General features: G+C 67.9%; 10 protein-coding genes and 1 pseudogene. 1 reads left to right on the forward strand and 10 read right to left on the reverse strand.

Annotated features, from left to right (window positions below; genetic code table 11):
- From ACFWPJ_RS15205 to ACFWPJ_RS15250, 10 genes and pseudogenes are all read right to left on the reverse strand, one after another.
- Positions 1-282 (reverse strand): annotated as a pseudogene (locus ACFWPJ_RS15205) (glycosyltransferase); the annotation flags it as partial.
- Between the two features lies 1 nt (position 283).
- Entirely contained in the window at positions 284-808 is a 525-nt protein-coding gene (locus tag ACFWPJ_RS15210; protein ID WP_378851549.1) for a putative colanic acid biosynthesis acetyltransferase, read from the reverse strand.
- Positions 805-1,782 carry a GDP-L-fucose synthase family protein gene (locus ACFWPJ_RS15215; protein ID WP_378851551.1) on the reverse strand — a complete coding sequence of 326 codons (978 nt, stop codon included), beginning with the start codon at positions 1,780-1,782 and terminating at the stop codon, positions 805-807. Before ACFWPJ_RS15215 ends, ACFWPJ_RS15210 begins: the two co-directional genes overlap by 4 nt.
- Entirely contained in the window at positions 1,779-2,822 is a 1,044-nt protein-coding gene (gmd, locus tag ACFWPJ_RS15220) for a GDP-mannose 4,6-dehydratase (protein WP_378851554.1), read from the reverse strand. Before gmd ends, ACFWPJ_RS15215 begins: the two co-directional genes overlap by 4 nt.
- On the reverse strand, positions 2,806-4,101 hold the full coding sequence (locus ACFWPJ_RS15225; RefSeq protein ID WP_378851557.1) for a glycosyltransferase family 4 protein: 1,296 nt from the start codon (positions 4,099-4,101) through the stop codon (positions 2,806-2,808). The genes gmd and ACFWPJ_RS15225 overlap by 17 nt, the downstream gene beginning before the upstream one ends.
- Positions 4,098-5,543, reverse strand: coding sequence for a glycoside hydrolase family 71 protein (locus tag ACFWPJ_RS15230; protein WP_378851560.1), 1,446 nt, complete (start codon positions 5,541-5,543; stop codon positions 4,098-4,100). The genes ACFWPJ_RS15225 and ACFWPJ_RS15230 overlap by 4 nt, the downstream gene beginning before the upstream one ends.
- A 52-nt stretch (positions 5,544-5,595) precedes the next feature.
- A complete protein-coding gene (locus ACFWPJ_RS15235) occupies positions 5,596-6,297 on the reverse strand; it encodes a YveK family protein (RefSeq protein WP_378851563.1) in 702 nt (233 codons plus the stop codon).
- A 65-nt stretch (positions 6,298-6,362) separates the two neighbouring features.
- Positions 6,363-7,034: a YveK family protein gene (locus tag ACFWPJ_RS15240; RefSeq protein ID WP_378851566.1), complete on the reverse strand. Its 672-nt coding sequence runs from the start codon at positions 7,032-7,034 to the stop codon at positions 6,363-6,365.
- Positions 7,031-7,798, reverse strand: a complete 768-nt coding sequence (locus tag ACFWPJ_RS15245) for an SGNH/GDSL hydrolase family protein (protein WP_378851569.1) — start codon at positions 7,796-7,798, stop codon at positions 7,031-7,033. The genes ACFWPJ_RS15240 and ACFWPJ_RS15245 overlap by 4 nt, the downstream gene beginning before the upstream one ends.
- A complete protein-coding gene (locus ACFWPJ_RS15250; RefSeq protein WP_378851571.1) occupies positions 7,782-9,104 on the reverse strand; it encodes an oligosaccharide repeat unit polymerase in 1,323 nt (440 codons plus the stop codon). Before ACFWPJ_RS15250 ends, ACFWPJ_RS15245 begins: the two co-directional genes overlap by 17 nt.
- 386 nt (positions 9,105-9,490) lie before the next feature.
- On the opposite strand from ACFWPJ_RS15250, the gene ACFWPJ_RS15255 reads away from it, so the two are divergent.
- The coding region (locus ACFWPJ_RS15255) for an acyltransferase (RefSeq protein WP_378851574.1) at positions 9,491-10,126 on the forward strand (636 nt) is incomplete at its 3' end.

Consider the following 10,126-nt stretch of genomic DNA (forward strand, 5'->3'; position numbering starts at 1 on the left):
ATGTACATGCACCACAACGAACTCACGCACGTGCCGACGCAGCCAGGAAATCATCCCGCGGGCCCGAAGCCCCGCGAAACCGGCTCCCGGGATCGCGGTGCCTGCGGGAAATCCGTGCACCTCGAGCCCGCTGGGCACCGCGTCGGCGCCGGATACCGCCGCGGTCAACGCCACTCGATGACCACGGCCCGTCAGCTCCTGCGCCTGGTTGCACGCCACCCGTACGGGACCGCCGTACGCCCCGTCAGGCGAGAACAACGTCACGACATGCAGAACCCGCATCTCACACCGCCATCGCACGCGGTGCGAGCATCGTGGCTCCGGCCGCGACATCAGAGGGGACCAGGGCGGTAGCCCCCACAGTGGCCCCTGCGCCGATCGTGACGCCACGTAGCACCGTGGCGCGGGCGCCGAGCCAGGCACCGTCGTGCACAGCGATCGGCGCATTGTCGAACTCGAAGGTCGGCGAGTGCCGGTCGTGACTGCCGGTGCACAGCAGAACACCCTGCGACACACAGACATTCGCACCAATGGTCACCGGCTCCAGGTTGAGGATCCAGACCTCCTCGCCGATCCAGCTGTCCGCGCCCACCGACAGCTTCCACGGCCAGTGAATCCGCACCCGGTGCCGGATGAGCACCCCGGGCCCGATGCTCGCCCCGAAGGCACGAAGGACGGCCACGCGCAACCGGTTCGGGCACCACCAGTGGGCGAGCACACCGGCCACCGCGAGCCACGCGATCTGGACGACAACCGGACGGCCCTTGTCATACCCCGCACCGGTGAAACCGGCCAGCGAACGCGTCACGCCAACCCCCGCGCGGTCTCCTCGTGCTCCCGGTACCACGCGACCGTGTCCGCGATACCCGCGGCCAATTCGATCTGCGGTTGCCAGCCGAGCCCGCGCAGCTTCGACACGTCCAGCAGTTTGCGCGGCGTGCCGTCCGGCTTGGTGGTGTCCCAGTGGGTTCGCCCGGTGAAGCCGACAGCGTCGGCGACGAGCCCGGCGACCTCGGCGATCGAAACATCTTTGCCTGTACCGACATTGACGTGTTCGGCGCCGTCGTAATGGTCGAGCAGATGCAGGCAGGCGCGAGCCATGTCGTCCACGTGGAGGAATTCGCGCAGCGGACGGCCACTACCCCAGTTCGTCACCTCGGCGATCCCATCGCGCGCGGCCTCACTGTAGCGGCGGATCAGCGCGGGCAGCACGTGCGAGGACTGCGCGGAGAAGTTGTCGCCGACACCGTAGAGGTTGGTCGGCATGGCCGAGATCCAGGGCAGCCCATACTGCCTGCGCACTGCCTGAACCTGCAGAATCCCCGCGATCTTGGCGATGGCGTAGGCGTCGTTGGTCGGCTCCAGATGCCCGGTGAGCAGGTACTCCTCTTTGATCGGCTGCGGCGCGTGCTTGGGGTAGATGCACGACGAGCCGAGGAACAGCAACCGCGGAACCCGCACGGCCACCGCGGCATCGAGCACATTGACCTGGATCTGCAGGTTGTCGGACAGGAAGTCGACCGGATAGGTGTTGTTGGCGTGGATGCCGCCCACCCGCGCGGCAGCCAGCACCACAACGTCCGGACGGGTGGCACCGAGGAAATCGAACACCGCGCCACGATCGCGCAGGTCCAGTTCTGCCGAACTCCGGCCGACCACGTTGCCGAACCCGGCTCGCTCGAATGCACGCCACACCGCGGAGCCGACCAGCCCGCGATGACCTGCGATGTAGACGGTCGCATCGCGGTCCAACGACTGGACCGCACCGGTGTCAACGCTCATCGGGTGGTGCTCCACTCTGCGAGGGCGGGCCGATCGATCCAGGGTTTGCCGGCATGCTCGAGCGCCGCGATGTCGGCATCGACCATGATCGCGGCGAGTTCGGGGGTGTGCACCGCGGCCTTCCAGCCCAGCAGCCGCTCAGCCTTGCTCGCGTCGCCGACCAGCGCATCGACTTCGGTCGGACGAAGGTAGCGCTCGTCGAACCGAACGTGCTCGGTCCAGTCGAGCCCGGCGCGATCGAAGGCAGCGACCACGAAATCGCGCACCGTGTACGAGCCGCCGGTTGCCAGTACGTAGTCGTCCGGCTCATCGGCTTGCAGCATCCGCCACATGCCCTCGACGTACTCGGGGGCGTACCCCCAGTCCCGGATGGAGTCCAGATTGCCCAGGTACACGTGCTGTTCCAGCCCCGCGGCGATCCGGGCGACCGCGCGCGTGATCTTGCGCGTCACGAAGGTTTCCCCGCGACGCGGTGACTCGTGGTTGAACAGGATGCCGTTGACCACGTACATCCCGTACGCCTCGCGGTAGTTGCGGGCGATCCAGTAGGAGTAGATCTTCGCCGCGCCATACGGTGAGCGCGGATAGAACGGGGTTTCCTCGTTCTGCGGTGGTGGTGTCGCACCGAACAACTCCGAGGTGGACGCCTGGTAGTAGCGGCAGTCCGCTCCCACCATCCGGACCGCTTCGAGCAACCGCACCGTGCCGAGCCCGGTGGTGTTGCCGGTGTGTTCGGGCTCGTCGAAGCTGACTCGCACGTGCGACTGCGCCGCCAGGTTGTACACCTCGTCCGGCTGGATCTGCCGCAACAGCGTCACCAGGCGTGCTCCGTCGGACAGATCGCCGTAGTGCAGGAACAGCCGGGCCCGCGGGTCGTGCGGGTCCTGGTACAGATGATCGATGCGCGCGGTGTTGAACGTCGAGGCACGCCGGATCAAGCCGTGCACCTCGTATCCCTTGCTCAGCAGCAGCTCCGCGAGATACGACCCGTCCTGACCGGTGATGCCTGTTATCAGTGCTCGCTTACCGGACTGCGTCACGGTGGCTGCCCCTCCTACCTCTACTGTGCCTGGCCTTGGTCTCGACCAGGTCGGTGAGCCACTGTTCGAACTGATCAATGGCATGTGTTTGCGACAGCGTCCGTGCACAGAACTGCCGGCCGGCGGCGCCGAGCACACCTGCCCGCTCGCGATCGCGGCCGAGTTCGATGGCTGTGCGCACCAGGTGCGCCGGATCGTCCGGTGCGACAACGAGTCCGCCGCCGGAGGCGCGGATCTCCGCAGCGGTGATGCTGTCGGCGTCGGTTGCCGCGATGACGGGGTTACCGGTGGTGAAATACGAGGTGAGCTTGCTCGGCACGGCCATCTCGCCGACGCCGGGGCGCTCGTTCACCAGCAGCACATCCGCAGCCGCCAGCGCCTGCTGGTAGTCACCGTCGGGCAGCGGGTCGAGGAACCGCAGGGTATCGATTCCGCGGCCCGCCGCCTCCAGCTGTGGACGCTGGTTGCCGCCGCCGACCAGGACGAATCGCACCGACTCGCCCTGTCGCTGCGCATGACCGGCGGCCGCGACCACATGCTCCAAGCCTTGTTTGGCGCCCATGTTCCCGGTGTGCAGCACGATCACCGTCTCGTCGTCCCAGCCCAGCTTGCGCCGCGCCGCCGAACGATCGATCACCGGCGGCGGGCCCAGGTGAGTCCAGTTGCGGATCACCGTGATCCGCTCCTCCGGCACCCGAAGCGCCGACGTCATAGTGGATTTGAATCGGTCATGGATGGCCACGACACCGTCGGCGGCCCGCAGCATGCCGGATTCGAACGCGGTGGCCAGCTGGGCGGGCCTGCCACTCATCGCCCCCGTCTCCACCACGCCCCGGCTGTAGAGATCCTGCACCCAGACGCCGACTGCCGGACGAGTGCTCTTGCGGCACAGCCGAAGTCGAAGGAGCCCCGCCGCCGTCGACAACATCGCCGGGCTGACGAAGACAACGGCATCGACGTCATCGGACGGCAATGCGGCGGCCAGCCTCGCACCGAAGCTCGCCTCCATCCGTACCCGCCCCAACCCGCTGGGTGGATCGGGAACGAAATGCCGAAGCCGTCGCACCGCAACATCATCGATTTCACTACGCAACACCGCCGGATCGTCGAAACCCGGCTGCAGTCGCCACTGCGGATAGTGCGGCAGCCCGGTCAACACCCGAACCCGGTGCCCGCGCGCACGCAAGCCGGCGGCGACGCCAGTGGTGTAGGGCGCGATTCCGGTGCTCTCCGGCGCATAGTTCAGGCCGGCGATCACGATCGACAGCGGACTGGTCACGGGGCGACTCCCATCGTGGCGGTGTACTGCAGGTCCTGGACCGGCGGATGTGCCCGCACCGGCCACGGCGAGTTCGCCGCCAGCACGACGCCACCCGCACGTTCCAGGTAGGCACTGACCGTGACGTCGGAGTCGCCGCCGGGCAACGACACCGCGCAGATCCCGAGACCGGCGGGCAACGTGCAGCGCGCGACCTGACTGCCCGCGCGCACGGCAACGGTGCCCGGCTCGCGAAGCAGCACGAGTGCTTCGGCCTCGTCGCGCGCCGGGGTGCTGCCCGGCCGGAGGGTCATCAGCACGGACTGTGGGTACGTCGGCCGCGTCGCGGCCAGTTGCTGCCGGTGGGTCAGATACAGCTCGTCGCGCTCAATCGCGGGTGGGCGGCCGGACTTGAACCAGCGCAGGTAGTACGACGTCAGCCCGAGCAGCGCGCTGCCGTGGTACATCGATGGCGCGAACGACGTGCCCTCGCTGTGGTCGTTCCAGGTGACCAGCTGCACCCAGTCCGCGCCGCCCGCGATCGCGATGGTCCACGTATTGCGCAGGTTCTCGGTATTGCCCGCCTCGTCGAAAATGCCGTTGCGCGGCCGGTAGTCCTGGACCGACACCGGCTGCATCCACCGGGCGCCCCGGCTGTGCGCGTCGCCGATGGTGTCCAGCGGGAACCCCGAGATGGGATTGAACGCCGGATTCCGGCCGCCCCAGATCGACATCGCGTAACTGATCGGGGCATAGTCGGCGGCGTAGGTGTCGTACACGGTGAACACCGGCGCCAGCGCGACCTCGATGCCGTGCGCGCTCGACATGACCTCGACGAGCTCCGACCACCAGGCGGCCGGGCGCTTTTCGGCCATGTACGGCGATACCACCAGGGGCCCCGTCGAGAGCCGATAGGCCGCGGGCTCGCCCGCCCAGCTCGCGAGCTCGGCAGCCAGCTGCGCCACGCTCCAGGTGCCCGGCGCCCCGGACATGTCGGGCATGAGCATGATCTTGAAATTCGGGTCGACCGCATGCGCCGCCCGCAGCAGCCGGGTGGGTACATCGGCATGCCAGAGGCCGCCGTCGCCGGCTGCGGTCAGCAGGTTCACCGTGAACCCGTCGATGCCGGCCGCAATAGCCTGCCGGACTTCGGTTTCCAGGTCCGCCGAGCGCCAGTCCGCATGGTCCGACACCGGGCGCGGCACGGGCCGGTCACGCAGCAGACCACCGTAGGCGGCATTGGCGCCGCCGCTGCCGCCGGGATCGAGGTACTCGGTCGAGTAATAGTCACGCTCGGCGGGCAGGTTGTCGATCGAGATCGGGTAAGGCGGAAAGTAGTGGGCGAAAACGAGTTTGGCGTCCGGCCCCTGGTCTCCGAGCGAATTCGTGGGGGACGTCGGGGCGGCAGTGCACGCCACCAGCAGACCCACGACGGCCCCGGCCGAGGAAAGCGCACTCACCATCGATCGAACGCGGCGACCGAGCGACGCCGCAGGCACGTGCCGCCGGGCGGAGTCAGCCATGGGTGCGCCCTCCGGCTCGCGGCAGCTGCTGGGTGGCGAACTCCGGTCCTTCGGCGTCGAGGCGATTGTTGCGGGGTTCGGCCCGGCGCACCGCGGGCGCGGCTCGATGGCTACCGGTGCCTGCCTCTCGCGGCGGTCCGTTCCGGCGGGGTGTGGGCGCTGGGGTGTCGGCCGCCGGAGCTGCCCGTCGAGCGCGCCTGCTCAGCGCCCACTGCGCGAGCCCACCCAGCGCCGCGCCGAGCACCAGCCCGCCGCCGAGGTACATCGGCGCACCGGGACTCGACGGGGTCGCGGGTGCGGTAGCGGTGCGGACCACGCTGATCTTGGCCACCGACTGATTGCCCACCGCGGGCGTCTCCAGCCTGGCGACGTAGGCGGCGAAGTTCGCCGCGTACGCGTTCGCGATATCGGCGGCACGCTGCGCCGCCGGATCGGTCGCACTCACCTCGAGCAGCACGGTCTTGGGCAGCTGCCGGGCCGACACCTGGGCGATGAGTTCAGCAGGCGTCAGCTCCAGCGACAAGTCGTCGATCACCTTGGTCGCGAGATCATCGCTGGTGAACAGGTGCGCGTAGCTGACCGCGCGCTGCTGACCGAACAGGTCTCCGGCGTACGCACCCGCCGAGTCGGCACTCACCGGCGATCCGATGAACAGCGTCGTTGTCGCGGTGAAGACCGTGGGGGTGGAGACCATCATCGCTCCTGCGGCAATGCACCCGAGCACTATCCCGATCGCGCTGGGCCACCATCGTCGAAGAGTCACCGAAACGACCTCTCTCTCACCGTTTTTCCCGGGCCGCGGACACTTCGCGCGCTTCCTGGCCGTTGCGGAATGAGCACTGCCCCGGTGACCCCGGCCAGCAGCCCGAGGCCGACCGCGAGCGTCAGGTTGTTCCACACATCGGGTTCGGACGGTTGCTCCGGTAGGTCTGCGGTCTGGGTGATCACCGGCTCCACTGTGGGAATCCGCGATCCGCTCGGGGTTTCCAGCGCCAGGATCTGCGCGGCCAGTTCGGCGGCGACAGCATCGGCGAGCCGCTGCGCTTCCGGCGCCGACACGTCGGCCACCGACACATCGATCAGCACCGTGTCCGGGATCAGATGCGCGGTGACCGCCCCGGCCAGCGCTTCGGGGGAGCGGTCCGCACCCAACTTCAGAATGACCCGGCGAGCCAGATCGACATCACCGGCCATGCGCACATAGCTACGGGCCCGCGAACGCGCGAAGTCGTCACCCCGAAACGGGCTGGCTTCGGCACTGTTGCGCGTAGCGCCGTTCCAGCTCGGCGTCGCCAGGAAGACGCGTGCGGTGGATACGAACCGAGGTGTGGTCTGCAGGGTCACGCCGACGCCCATCAGGATGGCGAGCAGCAACAGCGTGGTCACCAGCTGCCACCGCATACGCAGCAGCGTGAGGAACGAGGGATTCATGCGGGCTCCCGGGCGGTGACGATCTCGCCGAGACCGTTCCGAACCAGCGAATCCGCGATTTCGCCTGCCAGGAACTGATGGCCGAGCGCGTTCGGGTGCACGTTGTCCCCGATCTGCATCGCCGCGATGTCGGTGTCCGCGCCGGAATACCACCCCTCGGCCACCGGATCCAGCAGCGTGGCGTCAGCAGCCTCGCAGGCCTTGGCGAAACCAGCCCGCAGTGCGGCGTAGTTCGCGTACGGAGTCGCCGACATGTAGGCGGGCATGATCACCACCACTCGCGCTGTCGGCCACAACCGCCCGACCTCGGACAAGGCGTCGGTCAAGGCCTCGAGTACGGATCTGGGCTCGTAACCCAGGTCGTTGCGTCCGGCGTCGAGGAAGACCACGTCGACGGTGAAGATCCGGGCATCGGCGGGCAGCCTGTCCACCAGCCGTCCCGGCGGCGGAGCCGGATAGAACTTTGCGCCGTCGTTGAGATAGCCGGTCGCACCGAACGCGTCGACGTTGCAGGCCCAGCCCTGAGTGCGCGCCAGGATGCAGGCATAGCTGTTGGTCGCACCGCCAACCGCCGAACCCGCGGTAAAGCTGTCGCCGACGAACAATGCCGAAAGCCGCTGCTGTACACCAGGTGCCGTTGGCTCGGCAACCGGCGCGGCGGCCGCACCGACCGGCACCGCCATGTGGCGGTCGAGCACGAATCCACCGGCCACCGCGGCGGCGACCGCGAAGCCGAGGACCATCCGGCTAGCCGACGCGCGCATCCGCGGGCTCCTTCCGCCAGTCGAGGACGAACACGCTGCACACGAGGATGACGAGCAGACTCGACATCGCCTGGAGCAGCGAGCCACGCAGCAGGATGATCAGGTAGAAGGGCAGGATGCAGGCCAGCACTCCGGGCGAGCGGGTGTGCCGCAGCGTCGCGTCGATGCGCGCGTCGGCACGCCGGGCCAGGGCACCGAGCGACCCCATCCCGAGTACCAGCGCGGCCCAGGTGCCGTTGATGTAGAGCTCACCCCACAGCGGGGCGGAAAGGTTCTTGAACGTGTACCCACGGAAGTCGGCCAGCAGGATGCCGGTGTCGGTCGGCTTGTCCGCCCACAGTTTTCGTGGAACCCAGAACAGCACGACCCCCGCGGCCTGCTGCCCGTAGGTCGAACCCTCGCGCTGCACGTACAGCACCGTGTTGTTGATCTGGGCGAACGAGTCGTAGTCGGGGGACACCAGCGAGTCGAGTGGGCCCGCGGTCTTCAGCTCACCGCTCGCGCTGTACCGGAACAGGTCGAGCATCGGAAACAGCACTACCAGGGCAGCCACAGCCGACACCGCGACCAGCCGAAATCGCGTCGGCGTGGCGAACAACCCGAACAGCGCGGCGACGGCCAGCGCGGCTGTGCCCGCGGTGTAGCGCGCGTTGGCGATCGGGTTGAGCACCAGCGCGAGGACAACGCCGTCGAGGATCAGCACTCCGAGGACGAACCTGTCCGGTGTGCGCTGGTAGACCTTGACCAGGGCGACGAAGGCCACCAGTATCGGCATCTGCGCACCGGCGACCATCACCGCGGCGATCGGTTCCTGCCAGCGTGCCGCGACCGCCTGCACCAGGTCGTCCCGGCTGGAGAACAGCGTCGGAAGACCGACTGCGGCAATGTAGTAGGTGGCGCTCAGCAATCCGGCACCGCCGAGCAGCAATACCCGGCGCCGATCGACGTCGCGCGCGACGGGAGCGGCCGCGTCCGCGGTATCGCGCCGTCTCGCCACAACCAGACCGATCAGGAAAGCGGCGATCCCCGCCGTGACGACCACCATCGCCGTGGCGTTGAGCGTCGGGTCGGCCCCCTTGGTGGTGTCGGGCACCTGCTCGGTCCGCATCTGAACCAGCGGCGCCAAACCCAGGAAGACGTAGGTGAAGACCCAGAACGACATCTCGACCAGGCGCCGCCGCCCGGAGGCGATAAGGAGCGCGTAACGCAGTCCGGCGACCGTCGTCACCACGAGCGCCCACACCCAGACCGATTCGCGCGGGGCAGGCGTAACTCGGACCAGCAGCGCGGGCACGATCACGATCATCGCTACCCCGGTCCATACAGCCCCGAGGCCGGACCACCAATCCGACTGGGCAGCAACCACACTGCCGCGGAAACCATTCTTTCCACCGGTCTTGTTCACGTGCCGCGACGCGAAGCTATTGGCGGGCCATGCCGTACTCGGCGACATGTCTACTGCTCTCCCGCCACTGACAAAACTCAACTCGTCAGCGAGCGTAGCCGAAGCACGAACTGCCGCCAAAACTACTGTGGCTGAACAAAAGTCAATGTGCGGACTCTCAGATCGATTGTTTCACAACGAATCTGACATGGATGGCATTCCGCGATCGCGGGGTAGGCTCGGGCGACGCGATTCCCGGGGAAACGGGTTGCCGGAAATGTTCGATTGCAATTGTGGGGGTATTACCCGTGCCTAAACCTTCCGTTCTCGCGCAGGCGTTGCTGTGGCTGCTGCCCGCGGGCGCCGCGAAGAACGCACTCCTGCGGCGGTTCGGCCACCACATCGGCAGTGATGTCCGCCTCGGCCCGGCGCTGGTGCTGAACTGCCGCCGGTTCGTGATCGCCGACGCGGTGACCGTCGGCGCCGGAAACGTCTTCCGGGACATGAACGAGGTCCGGCTCGGTCGCGAGGTCATGATCGGGTCCTGGAACTGGATCAGCGCGCATCCGGGCTATCAGCGCTACAGCGACCGCGCGGGTCGGCTGATCGTGGGCGACGGCTCTTTCATCACCTCCCGCCACTACCTCGACTGCTCCGGCACGATCGAGATCGGCGAGTGGAGCACCATCGCCGGGCAGCGGTCCACCCTGCAGACCCACGAACTCGATGTGGTGACCAACGAAACCACGGTGGGTCAGGTGCGTATCGGCGATCGTGCGCTCGTCGCCACCGGCTGCCTCATGCTGCGCGGCACGTCGCTGCCCGATCGCTCGGTGCTCGCGGCCGGATCGACCATGGCCCGTCAGAAGCCGGATACCTCGCTCGAACAGGGACTTTGGGGCGGCTCACCCGCACGGTTCATCAAGCCGATCCAGGGCGAATGG

This window comes from Nocardia sp. NPDC058497 (genome assembly GCF_042720195.1).
Taxonomy (GTDB): Bacteria; Actinomycetota; Actinomycetes; order Mycobacteriales; family Mycobacteriaceae; genus Nocardia.

What these genes read in the sequence shown, in the direction of transcription:
- ACFWPJ_RS15235 (WP_378851563.1), bottom strand. Translation starts at nt 6,297, where the DNA reads ATGGTCTCCACCCCCACGGTCTTCACCGCGACAACGACGCTGTTCATC.
- ACFWPJ_RS15215 (WP_378851551.1), bottom strand. Translation starts at nt 1,782, where the DNA reads ATGAGCGTTGACACCGGTGCGGTCCAGTCGTTGGACCGCGATGCGACC.
- ACFWPJ_RS15250 (WP_378851571.1), bottom strand. Translation starts at nt 9,104, where the DNA reads ATGATCGTGATCGTGCCCGCGCTGCTGGTCCGAGTTACGCCTGCCCCG.
- ACFWPJ_RS15245 (WP_378851569.1), bottom strand. Translation starts at nt 7,798, where the DNA reads ATGCGCGCGTCGGCTAGCCGGATGGTCCTCGGCTTCGCGGTCGCCGCC.
- ACFWPJ_RS15240 (WP_378851566.1), bottom strand. Translation starts at nt 7,034, where the DNA reads ATGAATCCCTCGTTCCTCACGCTGCTGCGTATGCGGTGGCAGCTGGTG.
- ACFWPJ_RS15230 (WP_378851560.1), bottom strand. Translation starts at nt 5,543, where the DNA reads ATGGTGAGTGCGCTTTCCTCGGCCGGGGCCGTCGTGGGTCTGCTGGTG.